The following is a 17098-nucleotide window of genomic DNA, read 5'->3' as shown; positions in this document are numbered from 1 at the left end:
TAGGTTTGTCGCAGAAGGCCGGTAGACCTGCCACGGGACAATCATTATATCATTTGTCCGACAATTGACCGGCCGACGGACTGCCACTACCCCAGCTTCAAGGAACAAGACAATGACCGTGCTGCGTAAGAACCTGATCGACGGCGAGTGGCTTGGCGAGGCCGGCTCGCGCAACATCAACCCGTCGAACACCAACGACATCGTCGGCGAATATGCTTCGGCCGGGCCTGAGCAAGCCAAGCAGGCCATCGCCGCCGCTAAGGCGGCCTTTCCGGCCTGGTCGCGCTCAGGCCCGCTGGCCCGCCATGCCGTGCTGAAGAAAACCTCCGACGAGATCATGGCACGCAAGGACGAGATCGGCCGGTCGCTCGCGCGCGAGGAAGGCAAGACGCTGGCAGAGGGCGTCGGCGAGACGATCCGCGCCGCGCAGATATTCGACTTCTTCGCCGGTGAGACGCTGCGTCTGTCGGGCGAGATGGTGCCGAGCGTTCGGCCTGGCGTCGGCGTCGAGATGACGCGCGAAGGCGTCGGCGTTGTCGGCATCATCACGCCGTGGAATTTTCCCATCGCCATCCCCGCCTGGAAGATCGCGCCGGCGCTGGCCTACGGCAACACGATCGTCTTCAAGCCGGCCGAACTGGTTCCCGAAAGCGCCTGGACCATCGTCGATATCCTGCACCGCGCCGGCCTGCCCAAGGGCGTGCTCAATCTCGTCATGGGTAAGGGATCGGTGGTCGGCCAGGCGATGCTCGACAATCCCGATGTCAACGCCATCTCCTTCACAGGCTCGGTCGGGACCGGCAAGCGCGTCGCCGCGGCAAGTGTGGAGCACATGCGCAAATTTCAGCTCGAAATGGGCGGCAAGAATCCGCTCGTCGTGCTCGACGACGCCGATCTCGCGGTGGCCGTCGACTGCGCGGTCAACGGCGCTTATTTCTCGACCGGACAGCGCTGCACAGCATCCTCGCGCCTGATCGTCACCGACGGCATCCACGACCGTTTTGTCGAAGCGATCAAGGAGCGCCTGGACAAGCTCGTCATCGGCGATGCGCTCGATGCCAAGACCCAGATCGGTCCGGTCGTCGACCAGACCCAGCTCAAGCAGGACGAGGATTACATCGCCATCGGCCGCCAGGAAGGCGCCGAGCTCGCCTTCGGCGGTGACCGGCTGGAACGCGGCGCGCCTGGCTTTTATCTGCAGCCTGCGCTGTTTGTCGGCTCGACCAACGCGATGCGCATCTCGCGCGAGGAGATTTTCGGCCCCGTCGCCAATGTCATCCGCGTCAAGGACTATGACGAAGCGCTGGCTGTCGCCAACGACACGCCGTTCGGTCTCACCTCCGGCATCTGCACCACCAGCCTGAAGCACGCGACGCATTTCAAGCGCAATTCCGAAGCCGGCATGGTGATGGTCAACCTGCCGACGGCCGGCGTCGATTTCCACGTGCCGTTCGGCGGCCGCAAGGGCTCGAGCTACGGCCCGCGCGAACAAGGCCGTTACGCGATGGAGTTCTACACCACGGTGAAGACCGCCTATACATTCGCCGGCTAGAGCAATTCCAGGAAATGTGTTGGCGGTTTTCCGTCCGGAATTGCGCAAAAACAAGGAGATAGGGCGTTTCGCCGTTTCCATGAAACGGTGAAACGCACTAGTCCAATCCGGGAGGAGATCGATGAGCGTGGCCGACATGACATGGCTCAACCCGCCGCCGCAGCACACGGTCGGCGACGGAACGCTCACCGTCCGAACAGGCAAGGACACCGACTTCTGGCGCGAGACCTTCTACGGCTTCTGGCGAGACAACGGCCATTTCCTCTACCGTTCCGTCGAGGGTGACTTCAGCGCCGAGGTGACCGTCAAGGGGGACTACAAGGTGCTCTACGATCAGGCGGGGCTGATGCTGCGCCTGAGCGAAACGCACTGGATCAAGGCCGGCATCGAATACACCGACGGGCTGGCATACTTCTCCGTCGTCGTCACCAACGACACCTCCGACTGGTCGCTGGTCGCCATCGCCGCCGGCAAGGACGGCGTCAGGATCCGCCTAACCCGCCACGCCGAGGCGATCCGCATCCAGTATCTGGACGCCTCGGACGGCCACTGGAAACCGGTGCGCCTGGCCTATTTCCCGATCTCGAAAACGGTCGATGTCGGCATGATGTGCTGCTCGCCGCAGCGCGAAGGCTTCGAGGCGACCTTCTCCGGCTTCACGATCGGGCCGGCGATTGCAAGGGACCTGCATGGGTGAGTGCGGAACCGCGTGGTTCTTTTGCGATTGCCGCGATAAGGTAAGACGGCGCCTTGCCAGAGCGGAAGGGTCCGATGCCGTCTGATACTCCGCTGATCCTGTTCTGGACGCGCTGCTTCAACAAGCCGACCGACATTGCGGCCACGCCGCAATATCCAGCACCCGTCGAATGGACCAACGACCGGCGACGGCTTGATCCCCAGATCGTTGGCGAGCACGCCAAAAGCCTCTCAGGTCGGCGCCGGCATGCGGCCGATGGTCGGCCTCTCGTCCTCGGCGGGAACGGCCATCTGGCGGCGCCGGAAAGCCGGCAATGGGTTCAGCTTGAACAGGCCGTAATAGACGATGAAGGACGCCATGAAATAGGGGCCGAGCATCTCGACCTCGAAGAAGGAGCGGATCAGCATCAGCCCGGTCGCGCCGGCAAGCACCACCGAATCGGCACTCCACCCGCCGAACACCACCTTCGATACATGGCCGTAGAAGGCGCGCAGGATGACCAGCGCCAGCAAGGTGACGCCGATGAAGCCGATTTCGACCAGCGTCTCGACATAGGTGTTGTGGAAGTGGAAGCCGGAACGGGTCGAGATATAGAATTCCGCCCACAGCCGCTCCGGATCGGCAAAACCCTGCACCCAATAGGCGGCATAGCCATAGCCGAGCAGCGGACGCTGCTGCGCTGCTTTCCAGCCCTGTTCCCACAGATAGGTGCGGCCGGTGAGCGTCGAATCCTTGCCGAAGATGCCGAGCACGACATCCAGCAGCCCGAGGTTGAGCGCTGCCACCACGCCCGTCACCAGCGCCCCGGCGCCGACGATGAACAGCACCCGGCGATAGCGTCGCGACAGGACCTTGGTCATGGTGAGCAGCATCACGATGCCGATCACCGCCGGCAGCGAGGCCACCGACGTCGCCGAATGGGCGATTGCCAGCATATAGACCGACAAAAGCATGATCGGCGCGGTCCAGACGAAGCCCAGCCAGTTGCGCCGGTAGAAGACAAGGAACGCCAGGCAGAAAAAGATGCCGAGCGAAGAGAAGAAGCCGACCTGGTTCTTGGAACCGAAGGCGCCGACGAAATTGACCGTGCCGTCGATCGTGTCGAGCGCGTAACCACCGACTCCGAGTGAATAGAGCAGCACGAAGAAGATGCCGATCAGCGAGCCGACCACCAGCGTGCGCACGCTGATGGTGCGCGCCGCGACATAGGCGCAGACGATATGCGAGGAATATTGCACCGCCGCGCGCGCGCTGATGCCCGCCGCTTGCGACCAGAACACCGAGAGGCAGACATAGGCCGCAAGCAGAATGGGTAGCCAGGCGCTGGCGAGTTTCCAGGTGAAGCGCCGGTAATCGACGAACAGCAGCGGCAGCCAGACGGCGTAGTAGGCGAGGATCAGGATCTGGCCGAAATTGGGCGAGTAGGCGAAGGCGAGCGTGGAAACCGCGACGGCGAAAATGCCGTAGGTCTCGTTGCGATCGGGATCGATCAGGATGGATTTCGGAATCTTCATACCGGCTTTTGTCCAGCGCTAAGCCACGGCCCGGGCGCGCTGCATCTGCCGCTGCAGGAAGCGCCGCACCGGCTCATCATAGACGCGCGTGGCGATGTCGGCGATGACGACAACCATCGCCGCCATCACGATGCCGAACAAGGGATGATGCGCGAACGGGTCGATCGAGAAGGCCTTGCCGGCCCCGGCGATGATCATCAGCATCGGCGTGTGGATGATGTAGATCGGGTAGGAAATCCGCCCGAGCCAGCCATAGACGCCTGACAGTCGCGGCGCGGTCGGCGCCACCGCGCCGGTCATCACCATGATCGGGAAGACGATGACGATGGCGCAGAGGTCGTAGGCAACGCGCGCGCCGGCGGCAACCGGGGCGATGGCGAAGACGGCAAGCGTGAGCAGGATCGCGCCCTCGACCCAGAAGCCGCGCCGCAGGAAGCCGAAGCTGCCCTGCCAGCCCGCCATCGATCGGCAGAGCAGCACGCCCAGGAAGAACGAGAAGGTTACGCGCGGCAGCCCGCTGACGATGGTCTTGCCGGTCATGCCGAAATCGAGCGTGCCGGCGAAAACCGAGGCGACGACGAGCAGCACGAGGCTGGCGCCGACGATCCCCGTCAGCACCCGCCGCGACAAGAGCACGAAGACAGCGACATAGGCGATGTTGACGATGAGCTCGAAGAACAGCGACCACGATGCCGGGTTGAGAGGAAAGATCGTATGATAGGCGTCGCTGACCAGCGGGATGAACAGCATGCCGGTTGTCAGCTGCATGCCGATCTCGGACATCGGCATGTATTCCGCCGGTATCAGTCTGTTCTTGACCAGCAAATAGAAGAAGCCGAGCAGCGTGCCGGCTAGATAGAGCGGATAGAGCCGGATCAGGCGGATGGCCACGAAAGTGCCGAAGCCCATGCCGGTTTCGATCTTGCGGTCATAGGCATGCGCGATGACGAAGCCGCTGAGCAGGAAGAACAGATCGACCGCGAGATAGCTCGACGGCAGCACCTTGCCGTCGGCGAGGAATGGCGAGAAATGGTAGAGCATGACGCTGATCGCCGCCACGCCGCGGATGGCGTCGAGGTTCAGATACACGTGACGCTGGGCTGCGGGCTGCATGTTATGCCTTCAAGCGGTCCAAACAGATCGCTCGCCCGCGCTGCGCGCGAACGAGCCTGGCTTGTCCCTCCCGCCTCCGTTCCCGGTTCGCTTCGGACAAACCCGGGCCGGCGGCGTTATTGGCTGGCCGTCGGCGCCAGCTTCACCTTGATCACGTCGCCCGGCAGGATAGGCGTGTCTTCCTTGGCTTCGACCTCGCTGGTCTTGCCGTCGACGACGCGCACCAGCGAATAGAGCAGGGCTGGCTCTTCATTGCCGGTGTAGGCGGCAGCCGTTGCCGGATCCGATGCCTGTGCGATTAGGCCCTTCTGCATGCCGACCCTCAAGGCCGCCTCATTAAGGTTCGCTTCCGTTTGCTGCCGATCGGCGGTGAGGCTCGAACTCAGTGTGTTGCGGGCATCGATAGCGTCCTGCTCCGCCTTGCTGATCGACTGCTTGGCGGTGAGGATCGCCGTCTCATAATCCAGGATCTTGCCCTGCAGGTCGGTGACCGACTGCTGCGAGGAAAGCAGGCGCGCATTGGCGACCAGGCCCTTCTGCGCCAGCGGACCGATGCTGTCGGCCTGCTTGGAGGCTAGGTCGACCTGCTTCTGCTGGTTGGCGATCTTCTTCTGCAGCGATTCGATTTCCGACTGCAGAACACCCTTCAGGTCGTCGAGTGCGTCGAGCTTCAGCTTCAGCGATTTCTGGTCGGAGACCAGGATCGCCGTTTCGTCGGCGACGATGGTTGGCAATCTCGGATCGCCTTGAATTTCCTGAGGCACCTCGAAAGTCGTCTTCCCGGCGAGGTCGGCGTCGATACGGGCTCGCTTGACCATCAGCCGCAAGCGCTGGTCGTCATAGATCTCATAGCTGCCCTTGGCGGTAATCAGATCCTTTTCGAGTTGCGGACCATAGTCGGCATTGCGCCGGATACCGCCGGCAATGCTGATTGCCTTGAGCACGGTCAGATCGGGCACGAAGGGAAACTGCCCGGGGTTCTGGACTTCGCCTGAAATGTAGAACGGCCGGAACTGCGCCATCTCGACCGAGGCTTCCGGCTTGTCGGGCAGCGCCAGCTTCCGTTGCAGGGCGAGCCCGATCGCTGAAGCGATCTCGGCCGTCGTCTTGCCCGCGGCCTGCATGTCGCCGACGAACGGCACCGAGAGCATCCCGCCCGGGCCGACCGAATACTCGCCATTGAGGGCCGACCAATCGCGGAACGTGCCATCGACGGTCTGCCATTCGGCGACCCGGATGTTGAGCTTGTCCAGCGGTCCAAGCCGATAGTCGCTGGCGGCAGCGACCGACGGCATGACCAGCAACGCAGCAAGCAAGACGCCGCCGAAGCGGGCTGTGGTCTTGGATATGAGACTGCATGCGAAGGGCAGTCCGAAGAGGTCTTTTGTCAAATACGTTTTCCGATTCGCTTTGGCCCCATCCGCCCGATGAGATCACTGCCGGATGCTTGCCCCGAATCTGGCGGAGCAGGCCCGTCGGTCAATAGCTGCCGCGTGACATCCACACGGCAGGGACAGTCTTGAAGATGATGCGAATATCCTCGGACAACGACCAGTTCTCGACATAATGGCGATCGAAGGCGACGCGCGTGTCGTAGGATACGTCGTTGCGGCCGCTCACCTGCCACAGACCGGTGAGACCAGGGCGCGACTTCAGGTAATAGACCGCCGCGCTGCCGTAGATTTCCAATTCGTCGCGCACGACCGGACGCGGGCCGACAAGACTCATGTCGCCCTGCAGGATGTTGAGGATCTGCGGCAGTTCATCGAGGCTGAGCTTGCGAAGCACCTGGCCGACGCGGGTGACGCGCGGATCGTTCTTCAGCTTGCGCGTCGCGATCCATTCGGCGTTGGCTTCCGGATTGGCCGCCAGATACGCAGCGAGCACGCGCTCGCCATCCGGCACCATGGTGCGGAATTTGAGGCAGGAGAAAATCCTGCCGCCGCGGCCGATACGCTTGTGGCCGTAGAAGATCGGACCATTATCCGAAAGCTTGACCAGCAGCGCGACCATCAGGAAGAGCGGGCTCAGCAGGATCAGCCCAGCCAGGGAACCAACGACATCGAAACTGCGTTTGAGCAGACCGCCGATGGGGGGTGGAAAATCAACGCCGGCCTGCGCAAAACTCGCATTTGCCGACTTGGCGACGTCCCTCATGCAGAAGCTCCATACGTTGAACGGATGGTTTACGGCAAGATACCAAAAAAATGCTGCAGCGCAACACACAATTTCCCATCGCGTTGAAATGTTCACGTCATGAATTGACTAAATAATAAACCTGCCTTGCCCAAATTTTCACCTTTGTGGCGCGTTTATGACAAGGTGAGAGAAAACCAGGAAAATGTAGTCCGCTTTTCGGGCCATTTTTGGACAGTGCATTCTTTGCTGCAGAAGAAACGCGGTTGCAGGCCGCTGGAAGCACTCGCAATGGTAAGTTATTCACATAAAATACTAATCAAAGTCATGAGTTTAACTGAAGCGGCAGACGTCTCATTGAATAGCTCTCGGAGCCAGAGTGTGCGGCGCAGCATGGCAGAGTCGATCTCGTAAAATCGTTGGAAACCATACCTGCACGGCCTTGCTCCGGCAGGCCGGCCTTAATAGAGTCGCAAATTGTTCCTGTCATAGTCTGCACGGGTAAGGAAGGTCGGAAGCAACCGGCCGGATTGGGCAGCCAGAAAGAGCTCTTTGGCGCAACGGGGAGTTACGCGGGTGGGTAAGTCGCAGCTTCTGCATGCTCGTCTCGGTTGAGAGGGCGGCGGTCATGTCTTTGCCGAAATTCATCGTCGGTATGATCTTCGCGCTCGCGATCGTCATCGGCTGGTCCTATTTCGATGGCGCGTCGGGGGGAACCATCCTGCTTCGCACCATCGTCTGCGCCGTCATTATCCAGGCTGGCTATTTCCTTCTGGTCTTTGCCATGATCGGGGGAGCCAGGCCGACATCGGCCGACAAGACCCGCGAGGCGGACCGGGGCCCGATCCTGAGCAAGGTCGCCGAAGGCGAAAAGCTAAGCGCCAGACGCAGCCTCCACTGAACGTTCGACCGGCGCGGAGGTCAGCCCGGCCGCGATCGGTGGCGCGCTTTCGCGCTCCGCCTGCTCGCCGGCCAGCATCCTTGCAAGCCGGCTGCCGGCTTTCGCCCTCAACCGCCGATATTGTCCGACCTCGACGATGCGTCCGTTCTCGATGGCCACGACCCAGTCGGCGAAGGCGATCATCGACGGCCGGTGCGCGATGGTCAAAATCGTCATCCGGCCGCGCAGCGCCTCGATCGATCGGGCGATCAGCGACTGATTCTGCCAGTCGAGCGCGCTTGTCGCCTCGTCGAGGATGAGCAGCGAGGGTTTGCGCAGCAGCGCACGCGCCAATGCGATGCGCTGCCGCTCTCCGCCGGAAAGGCGGACGCCGCGGTCGCCCACCACCGTATCGAGCCGCGAGTCCAGCCGCTCCACGAAATCGGCCGCATGGGCGTTTCGCAGGGCCGCCCACAATTCTTCGTCGCTGGCCTCAGGCGCCGCAAGGCGCAGATTGGCGGCGATTGTGTCGTGCAGCAGGAACACATCCTGCGGCACATAGGCGACCTGATCGCGCCAGGCCCTGCGATTCTGCGCCGTGATCTCGACGCCGTCGGCCAGAATACGTCCTTGGGTGGGTTCAAGCAGCCCAAGCAGCATGTCGGCGATCGTGCTCTTGCCGGAACCCGAAGGGCCGATCAGCGCCGTCACCTTTCCGGCCGGCAGACCGAAGGTGATATCGCTGACCACCGGTTTGCCGCCGCCCTCGCCATAGGCGAACGCCACATCGCGGATGTTGAGGCCGGTCTCAAGCGACAGCTTTACGCCTTCGGTCACGTTCTCTTCCGGTTCGCGCTCGGCATCGAAGCGAGCCTGGAGGCTTTGCATCGAAGCATAGGCCGGCAGGTTGATCAGCACCTGTTGGGTCTGAAGCTGCATGTCCATGAAACGCGGCGCGACCCGCATGAAGACCAGCAGCAGCACGACGATCTCGGCCAGCGACAGGTGGAAGCGAACCAGCGCGATATAGATGAAGAGGCTCAGCCCGATCACGCTCGTAACCTGGAACAGAGCGGTGCCGAGCGAGCTGTTGCGGACGAAGGCGATGTTATCGGCCTTCATCCTGTCCAGCGTCGCGCCGAGCTCGGCAAAATAGCTTGCCTCGACGTTCAGGCTCTTGGCGACCTTGATGCCACCAAGAAATTCGGAGACCGTGCGGTATTGGTCCTGGCGATTGCCGGTCAGCGTGCGGCCATAGGCGCTGGCGCGCGCCCGGAACGGCTGCAGCGCAACCAGCAGCACCAGACCGACAACGATGGCGAAGCACGTCATCACCGGCGAGATGAACAGCGAGACAATGAGATAGCCGGCCAGGAGCAGTGTGGCTTGGGTCAGCATCAGCAGCGAGAAGGCCGCAACCTGCACCCGGTCGACGTCGCCGTTCAGCGCATGGTCGAGATCGGAGCTGCGGATGCGGGTGAAAACGCCCCAGCGCGCCTTGCCGACGCTCTCGAACAGGTTCATGCGCACGCGGTTGACGAAGTCATAGAGCAACCGCGCCATGTAGACCGACTTGAAGCGGTTGAACATCGCTTGCAGCGCCACCAGCGCGACGAGCAGTGAGAGCACGCTCGCGAGCGACAGCGTTCCGCCGGGCACCAGCCGATGCAAGGCCTCCGGCACCCGCACCGCATAGTCCTGGTCGGGCTGGCCGATGAGGCGCAGCAGCGGAACGAGCAGCAGGATCGAAATGCCTTCGGTGAGGCTCCCCAGGATCAGGAAGGCAAGCGCCGTCGCCGTACGCCGTCCGCCGACATGCGCCACCATGGCGCCGAAACCGGCGACATCGCGCAGAAGCGACAGGCGAAACTTCGAGGACCAGCCCATACTCTGGCTCACCTTGTTCCCGACGCCAGATCGGTTTCGATCGCGGCGACCGCTTCATCGAGCCTGGCGAGCCCGGCCGGCACTTCGAGGCGGTTGACGCCGATCAGCCCGGCGATCTCAGCGCATTGACTGAGATGCGTGACGGCGAGATCGCCGGTCAACGCCTGCCGGCCGAAGCGCGTGATGTACGAGAATTTAATGATCGCCGGCAGCGCGGCGACATCGGCAAGCTGCGAGATCGCCGCGCGTTCGCCGCGCTCGAGCACATAAATGCGCCATACCGGCACCGCCTCGGCGGCAAATCCGTCATGCAGCCGATGCTGCGCCTTGTCGATTTGCGGATGCACCTGCGGGCGCACTTCCGCCTGATCGAGGCGAATGGCGACGGCCGCGTCCGCGGCGAGCTTGAGCTGCGGAAATCCGGGCAGGATCATCGGTCGTCCAGGGTCGGACAAATCCAGCGCGACGACGTCGTCGGTGAGCAGCCGATGGCCGGCGCGGATCATCGCGCCTGCCGTCGTCGACTTGCCGGCGCCCTTGTCGCCCATGAAGATCACGCTCTTGCCGTCGACGGCAATGGCGCTGGCATGCAGGACGAGCAGCCCGCGCCGATGCAGGGCAAGAGCCATGACCGGCCCGAGCAGCGGAAAGGCAAGCAGCGGGTCGTCGATCCCCGGCGCCGGATCGACATCGATCCGCCTGCCGTCGCTGATCATGAAGGTGCCGACCGCCTGCCAGGAAAGATATTGGCGGGTCGCCTCGAAACGAAAGCCCGTGGCGCCATGCGATGCGCCGTCGGGAAAGTCGATCGGCCCGACCGCGATCTCCAGGTCCGGCGTCGCCGGCGCCGTCGGCGTCAGTTCCGGCAAGGCCACGTCCGAGCTGACGATCAGCCCGTAGGCCTTGTAGAAATGGCGGACACGTCCGCCCGGCGCCATTGTCCCGGTGGCGGGCCCCGGCCGCGCAAAGGAGGCGATCGGAAGATTCATGCTGGGCTTCCTTGGACTTGCCGCAGCCACAGCGACAGCGAAACCGAACGCCAGACATGCTGGACGTCGGGCAGCGTTGCCTGCTCGGGCTGGCTGAGCAGGCGCTCATAGACGGCGTTCACTTCAGGCAGGTTGACATAGGGCGCGATCCGCTCGCCGTCCGCTATCAGCAGCCTGTCCAGAAGCTCGCGGTGGTTGCCGAGCATGCCCTTGACCAGGTTAGCGGTGAAATCGATCTTGTCGCGCCGCCATTGCACGGCCGGCGGCAGAATGCCTTGCATCGCGCGGCGCAGCACGTGGCGGCCAAACCCGTCCCTGAGCTTTTCCTCGCCGGGCAGCGCCAGGCAGAACTCGACGAGCGGCTTGTCCCAGAACGGATAGCGGGGCTCGACGCCGGAATTGGCGGCGGCCTTGTCGAGCACTTCGAAGGCGTGCGGCACCAGCCCGGTGGACAGCAGCCAGCGATGCGTCAGCGCTTCGCTGGCGCTTACGGCGGCGGGCATGTAGCCGCTGCGATGAAAGCGCTCGGCAAGATTTGTGCGCCTGGCAAGGTCCGGATTGACCAGACCCGCCCAGGCGCGCGGCGCCGATGCCGGCCTCTGCCGCACCTTGCCGACAAGGCGTCTGGCCATCGATCTCATCCGGGCGATCCGCCAAGCGGGTCCATAAATGGTCAGGAACTTGAAATAGAGGGAGAACATGCCCTCGCCATAGGTGTTGGCGGCGCTGTGCAATTCGCGCCACAGCTCGAGCCAACGGCCGGCATTGGCGAGTTCGTGAAGGTGCCCATGGCCCTGCGAGACGACCTCGTCGCCGCCATGCCCGTCGAGAAGCACCTTGACGCCCTTTGCGCCCGCGGTGCGGTAAAGATCGCGGGTCAATGACAGACCGGGCGCCAGGAACGTGCCTTCCTGCTCCTCCAGGATACGCTCGAACTCGACGAAGGGCGCGTAATTGCTCACCGCAATCAGCGTGGCGTCGAGCGGATTGCGGTCGAGCACCGCATCGATGAAAGGCTTCTCGTCCATCGACGAGCCTCTGTCGAACACCAGCGAGAAGGTCTTGAGCGTCGGGTTGCGCCTCGCCGCCGCGCGAAGACCGGCGACACAAGCGATCGAGGAGGAATCGAGCCCGCCGCTCAGCATCGCGCCGACGGCCGGCGTGCCGCGCATGCGGTTCTCCACCGATTGCGCAAAGAGATGCCTGAATTCTTCGGCCGCGTCCGGGCGTGGCGGCCTCTGCGACGGCTCGATCTGCCAGTAGCGCTGCAGCACCACCCGGTGGTCGGTGACCGTCATGCTGTGCCGCGCCGGCAGGCGGAAGATTTCGGCGTAGAGCGTGGCCTGCGGATCGTCCGTCAAGCCGGCGAGGAAGCCGGAAATCTGGTGTTCGCTGAGCCGCCTGCCGACGTCGTCCAGCGCCAGGATCGGCCCGATCTCCGAGGCGAACGCGAAGCGCCTGCCGGTCGAATGATAGTAGAAAGGTTTGACGCCGAAATGGTCGCGCGCGCAAAACAGCGCCCGGCGCTCGCCATCCCATATGGCGAAGGCGAAATCGCCCTGCAGATAGGTCGGGCAGGCCTCGCCCCATTTAAGGTAGGCGCGCATGATGAGCACCGCGTCGGCGACCGACCGGTCCCGCATGCCGAGCCGCGCCAGAAGCTCGTCGCGATTGTCCAGCCGGCAGTCGGCGGTGATGGCGAGCTTGCCGCCGGCCATCGTCAGCGGCCCGGGACCGTTCTCGCCGGTCGTGTCGAGCCAGGCGTGGCCGAGCGCGACGCTGCCGTCCGCCCACCATGAGCTGCCGTCGCGGGCGCGGTGGCGCATGCGCGAAAGCATCTCTTGGATATCGCCGGCCGCGGCGGGCCGGCCGTTATCGCTGAGCACGATTCCAGCGACGCCGCTCATCGCTCACGACCCATGATCGACCAGATGGGCAAATCCTTTGATCGAGCCGCCAAGCACGATGTGGTTGCCGCTCATCAACCAGGCATGCGCCTTGAGCTCGCTGCCGGTCCCTCGTTCGATGCCGATGCTGATTTTCGAGGCGCTGCCCTGGCGGGCGAGCAGATATTGTCCGGCCAGCGCTTGGGTCAGGCAGCTGGCGCCCGGCACGAGCCGCGCCGCGGCGGCAACGCCCCATGCGACACGCCGCAGGTCGGCGACGCTGGCGTCGCGTCTGGCGTGCAGTCCCGTCACCAGGCTACGAACACGGTTATAGGAGGACAGCGTCAGCGCGAGCCGCACAACGCTCACCACCATCAGGCAGCGCGCCAGAAACAGCATTTCCCAGGCGCTCAGCGAGTGAAGCCTAGACCAGTTCCTCATTGTGGAGCCTCGCAAGCCCTGCTTCGCTCAGCCCCTTGAGCAAGCCCTCGACATCGGCCCTGCAGCGTTCGGCATCGACATTGTAGCGCGCAAGCACGGCGCTGCGGATGTCGAGCATGGATCGCGGCTCCTGGATCTGCTCCCAGATGAAGGCGCCGACGCCGTTCAGGCTGTAATAGACATTGGATTTGAGGTGGAGCAGCGCCAGTCCGGCGCCGAATTCACAAGCCACCGCCTCGTTCGTCGCGACGACGCGGTCATGGTCCGAAGGGTTCCAGTGCATCCTAAAACCTCGTTGCTGGCCCGTCGCGCCCTTCGCTTCCACCGAGATCGGTTGCCTGCGACCCTCGGCAGGAATCCGGGGGACAACGCCCCCCGGCTCACCTGTTGGAGAGCATCCGGAGCCCCAACTCAGACACCCGGATACCTGTGTGAGTTTTAAGAGAAAGTCAGCTCGCCGACCGGCGTGTGCGCGGGAAAGCTCGCGTCGAGCGCCGTCGTGCCTGCACCGCCCTGCGTGATGGTTTCAATCGAACCGTGAACCGTCAGGCTGGGGGTTTCATACTCATGCTTTTCAACATTCTGTTCCATTGTACTCTCCAATTAAGGACTGGAAGCGGCTGCAGAATGCCGCCAACATATCGCTATGCTGCAGCGCAATTGCTGCATGGCAACATCCATGAGTCAAGCTTGATTTACCAAGCATTAATCAATTCTTGGTTGCGCTCGCATCCGTTGTTAATCAAGGCCTAGGCAGCGTCATCCTAAACCTCACCCATCCAGGAATTCAACCGTAGGTCCGTGCCGTTTAGATAAGCGGTTGATTTGTCTGCGATAATTTTTCAGGCGAAAAAGACATCTCGCAATTGCGAAGAATTTGTCACAAAAAATCGTCATTTTCCGGCCAGCCGGGACGCCCCCGGAATTGTCTTCAAAAGTGATTGAACGTGAGGCGATTTTAAACGCTTGGGTTGCGGTCAGGAGGCGACCTCAGCCGCTTTTGGCGTGAGCGCGTCAATTTTTCCGATGCTTTTCTTCGCAGGTGCAGTATAAACCCTTTGGGCGGCATTTTGCGGAGAACGACATCGGGCATGGCGGTGCAGGATGGCTCCTATGAAAGGCTGCGCGCCGCCGGCTGCGCCGACGAAGTCGCTTATGTGCAGGCCTGCCTGAGGCTGTTTTTCGCGCCACGAGCCAACATCACGGATGGCCGGGTCGATGTGCCCGCGCCGACGGTGTCGGCCACCCCGATCACGGCCACCCCGATCACGGCGACCACAATCTCGGCGGCCCCAATTTCGGCAACCAATGTCGCCGACATCGCCAGGCTGAACAAGGTCGCCGTGTTCCTGCTCAAGGCGCTCGCGCGGGCGCCCGCGAATACCGCGCCTGCGGAGTTGCCTGGCTGGCTCGACAGCTACCGCCGGCGTACCATGTCGATGAATGTCGACTGCATTGGCGATTCGGTGGCCATCGCTCGTGTGCTGCGCGACAGGCAGGTCGATTTCGTCTTCCTCAAGGGGCCGCTCCAGCAGCATCTGCTTTATGGCGACCACTTCATGAAGCCATCCGGCGACGTCGATATACTGGTTTCGCCGACCGGTTTCGCCAAGGCCCGCGATGCGTTGCGCACGATGGGCTATGAGGTTGCCGGCAAGTCGCGTTCGGTCTGGTGGGTGCGCTTCCTCGGTGAGCAGCATATGGTGCGCGAAGACGGCGCGAGGGCCTCGACAGTTGACCTCCACCACCGGCTGCAGCAGCCGGGTTCGCCCAGCCCGCGCGACACCGACGGCTTCCTGCGCCGCAAGCGCGAAGTCGAGTTGGCCGGCGCCGCCATGCCGATCATCTCGGCCGCCGACACCTTGCTTTTGTCCTCGATCAGCGTCGCCAAGGCCTTTTTCAACCGCGAGCCATGCGCCGGCTATGTCTGCGACGTCAGGGCCAGCGTCAGCCGCCTGAGCGAAGCCGAGCAACGGAGGGTGCTCGACCACGCCGCCGAACAGGGCCTGGCGGATACGCTGCTCTTGGGATTGCGCGCCGCCGACGTGCTGCTCGGCGGCGACGGCACGCTGCTTTCGGATCGCGCCACCCGCATGCTGGCCCGCATCGACAACGCCGACCTCTTCCACATGGTCATGGCGCCGTGGCTCGCGTCTCTGCGCTGGCCGCAGCGCCGCCATGTGCTGTGGGAACTCTGCGGCCGCGAGCCGGTCCGCTACCTGGCTGAAGCCGGCTGGGCGGCGTCCGCCGACCTCAGCCGGCGCATCTTCGAGCGCCCGGCCACGGCCGGGCCGTCGCGGAGCGAATTGATCAGAATCGTGGGCGGGGCGGCCAATCATGCAAGCGAAAGGTGAGCCCATGCCCGTGACGACGCCCATAACGACCTCGGGGGTCTGCGTCATCATCGCCGCGCGCAATGCGGCGCGCACCATTCCCGGCGCCATCGCTTCGGCGCTGCGCGAGGCCGAAGTCGCCGAAGTCATCGTGGTCGACGACGCCTCCACCGACGAAACCCGGGATGTGGCTTTGGCCGCCGACGATGGCAGCGGCCGGCTTGCCGTCATCCGTTTCGACGTTAATCGCGGTCCTTCCGCCGCGCGCAACGCCGCCATCCAGGCCTCCAAATCGCCCTTCATCAGCATTCTCGACGCCGACGATTTCTTCCTCGAAGGCCGCTTCCGCCGGCTTTTCGCCAGCACCGACTGGGATTTCGCCGCCGACAACATCATGCTGATCCGCGACGATGCCGCGACCGACCTCGCCAAGGTCGCAGCGCCGCCTTTCGCGGCCGAGCCGGAATTTCTCGATTTCGAGCGCTTCATCGACGGCAACATCTCGCGCCGCCGTGTGCGGCGCGGCGAGCTCGGTTTCCTCAAGCCGGTGATCAGCCGGGCTTTCCTCGAGCGGCATGGGTTGAGCTACGACGAGAACCTCAGGCTTGGCGAGGACTACGAACTCTACGCGCGCGCTGTTGCTTACGGGGCTCGGTTCAAGATCATCAAGTCCTGCGGTTATGGCGCGATCGTGCGCGCCGATTCGCTGAGCGGCCGCCACAGGACGCAGGATTTGAAGCGCCTTGCCGATGCCGATCTGGCGCTGCTCCAGATAGACAGCCTTCCGGAGCGCTCGAAGGCCGCCTTGCGGCGCCATGAGCGCCATGTCCGCGACAAATACCGGCTGCGCAACTTCCTTGATGTGAAGGCCGAGCGTGGGCTGGCATCGGCCGCGGCCTACGCTTTCGCAAGCCAATCGAATCTGATCCCGATCGTGCGCGGCGTCGCCACCGACAAGCTCGACGCGCTGTTCCGCCGCACCGGGATTGTTGCGCGGCAGCAAATGCCGCCGACGCGCTTCCTGATGGCAGCAACCAGCGCCGCAAGCGGGTGATCGCGCATTGGCCCGGAAACCGCCGTCCCTCAAAAAATCGCATTCCGAAAACTATGATGTTGCCTAGTCGCTGCTGGAATGGCAGTCTATGTTGCAATGCAGCAATTTCGAAAGGCCGATAGGATGGCTTCGATTTTTGGCTTCAGATCCCGGGATCCGGCTCGCGACCGGCAGACCGATCTCCAGCGTTTCGACCGGCTGGCGAAGCTGTTCGACCAGATTGCGGCCGAGATCGAGGCGGAGAAAACCGGACTGGAGAATCGTTATAAGTCGACAGCTGCCAACGCCGCCTTTCTGGTCGAGGCGATGGAGAATGGTTCGGCGTCGGCCAGCAAGGGATCGGATGTCGCCGCGATGACCAAGTCGATACTGAACTGCGAGCGGCGCATTGCGGAGCTCGTTCGCCAGAAAGGTCTGGTGAAGGAACTGCGTCATTCGCTCGACGCGATCGTCGAGGATGGTGCCGACCGGTCTGCTGCGCAGGCGACGGCAAGAGGCTGACGGCGCGTTAGGCGCCGTCATCGGTACAAGACGTTACAGGACATTAGAGGAGTTCACAGGGCGGAAGATCGGAAGCGGCTCGCTCATGCGAACCGAGGATGACTTTGGGTTGGGC

General features: G+C 63.2%; 16 protein-coding genes. 6 read left to right on the top strand and 10 right to left on the bottom strand.

The window, feature by feature from the left end:
- Window positions 1–112 precede the first annotated feature (112 nt).
- Complete coding sequence (locus LB523_RS15485) at window positions 113–1552, top strand: aldehyde dehydrogenase family protein (RefSeq protein ID WP_224604022.1); 1440 nt, start codon at window positions 113–115, stop codon at window positions 1550–1552.
- Window positions 1553–1673: 121 nt separating this feature from the next.
- Window positions 1674–2249 carry a DUF1349 domain-containing protein gene (locus tag LB523_RS15480; protein WP_224545390.1) on the top strand — a complete coding sequence of 192 codons (576 nt, stop codon included), beginning with the start codon at window positions 1674–1676 and terminating at the stop codon, window positions 2247–2249.
- 230 nt (window positions 2250–2479) lie between these two features.
- On the opposite strand, the gene LB523_RS15475 is transcribed toward LB523_RS15480, so the two are convergent.
- From LB523_RS15475 to LB523_RS15460, 4 genes are all read right to left on the bottom strand, one after another.
- Window positions 2480–3763 (bottom strand): O-antigen ligase family protein, encoded by a 1284-nt coding sequence (locus LB523_RS15475; protein ID WP_224604019.1) that lies wholly within the window; start codon window positions 3761–3763, stop codon window positions 2480–2482.
- Window positions 3764–3781: 18 nt separating this feature from the next.
- Complete coding sequence (locus tag LB523_RS15470; protein WP_224604015.1) at window positions 3782–4876, bottom strand: acyltransferase family protein; 1095 nt, start codon at window positions 4874–4876, stop codon at window positions 3782–3784.
- A gap of 116 nt (window positions 4877–4992) precedes the next feature.
- A complete protein-coding gene (locus LB523_RS15465) occupies window positions 4993–6171 on the bottom strand; it encodes a polysaccharide biosynthesis/export family protein (protein WP_224604579.1) in 1179 nt (392 codons plus the stop codon).
- A 184-nt stretch (window positions 6172–6355) separates the two neighbouring features.
- Window positions 6356–7033, bottom strand: coding sequence for a sugar transferase (locus LB523_RS15460; protein ID WP_095769319.1), 678 nt, complete (start codon window positions 7031–7033; stop codon window positions 6356–6358).
- 607 nt (window positions 7034–7640) lie between these two features.
- Here LB523_RS15460 and LB523_RS15455 point away from each other — a divergent pair.
- Window positions 7641–7913 (top strand): exopolysaccharide production repressor exox, encoded by a 273-nt coding sequence (locus LB523_RS15455; protein ID WP_224604007.1) that lies wholly within the window; start codon window positions 7641–7643, stop codon window positions 7911–7913.
- Here the strand turns inward: LB523_RS15455 and LB523_RS15450 are convergent.
- The 6 genes from LB523_RS15450 to LB523_RS15425 form a co-directional block, all read right to left on the bottom strand.
- Window positions 7887–9779, bottom strand: coding sequence for an ABC transporter ATP-binding protein (locus LB523_RS15450; protein WP_224604577.1), 1893 nt, complete (start codon window positions 9777–9779; stop codon window positions 7887–7889). The two genes, LB523_RS15455 and LB523_RS15450, sit on opposite strands and share 27 nt — an antisense overlap.
- 8 nt (window positions 9780–9787) lie before the next feature.
- Window positions 9788–10768 (bottom strand): serine kinase, encoded by a 981-nt coding sequence (locus LB523_RS15445; RefSeq protein WP_318011963.1) that lies wholly within the window; start codon window positions 10766–10768, stop codon window positions 9788–9790.
- Window positions 10765–12675, bottom strand: coding sequence for a lasso peptide isopeptide bond-forming cyclase (locus LB523_RS15440; protein WP_224604005.1), 1911 nt, complete (start codon window positions 12673–12675; stop codon window positions 10765–10767). Before LB523_RS15440 ends, LB523_RS15445 begins: the two co-directional genes overlap by 4 nt.
- Before the next feature lie 3 nt (window positions 12676–12678).
- On the bottom strand, window positions 12679–13095 hold the full coding sequence (locus LB523_RS15435) for a lasso peptide biosynthesis B2 protein (protein WP_224604001.1): 417 nt from the start codon (window positions 13093–13095) through the stop codon (window positions 12679–12681).
- On the bottom strand, window positions 13079–13378 hold the full coding sequence (locus LB523_RS15430; protein WP_095769315.1) for a PqqD family protein: 300 nt from the start codon (window positions 13376–13378) through the stop codon (window positions 13079–13081). Before LB523_RS15430 ends, LB523_RS15435 begins: the two co-directional genes overlap by 17 nt.
- A gap of 155 nt (window positions 13379–13533) precedes the next feature.
- A complete protein-coding gene (locus LB523_RS15425) occupies window positions 13534–13686 on the bottom strand; it encodes a lasso RiPP family leader peptide-containing protein (protein ID WP_095769314.1) in 153 nt (50 codons plus the stop codon).
- Between the two features lie 500 nt (window positions 13687–14186).
- On the opposite strand from LB523_RS15425, the gene LB523_RS15420 reads away from it, so the two are divergent.
- The 3 genes from LB523_RS15420 to LB523_RS15410 all read left to right on the top strand — a co-directional run bounded on the left by LB523_RS15420 (window position 14187) and on the right by LB523_RS15410 (window position 16983).
- On the top strand, window positions 14187–15449 hold the full coding sequence (locus LB523_RS15420; RefSeq protein WP_224604000.1) for a nucleotidyltransferase family protein: 1263 nt from the start codon (window positions 14187–14189) through the stop codon (window positions 15447–15449).
- A gap of 22 nt (window positions 15450–15471) precedes the next feature.
- Complete coding sequence (locus tag LB523_RS15415; protein WP_224604574.1) at window positions 15472–16482, top strand: glycosyltransferase family 2 protein; 1011 nt, start codon at window positions 15472–15474, stop codon at window positions 16480–16482.
- Window positions 16483–16605: 123 nt separating this feature from the next.
- The gene (locus LB523_RS15410; RefSeq protein ID WP_224603998.1) at window positions 16606–16983 is read left to right on the top strand and encodes a hypothetical protein; all 378 of its coding nucleotides are present in this window, start codon (window positions 16606–16608) and stop codon (window positions 16981–16983) included.
- The last annotated feature ends 115 nt before the right edge of the window (window positions 16984–17098 follow it).

This window comes from Mesorhizobium sp. ESP-6-4, assembly GCF_020164735.1.
GTDB lineage: Bacteria > Pseudomonadota > Alphaproteobacteria > Rhizobiales > Rhizobiaceae > Mesorhizobium.
This window is presented reverse-complemented; position numbering and strand designations above follow the sequence as displayed.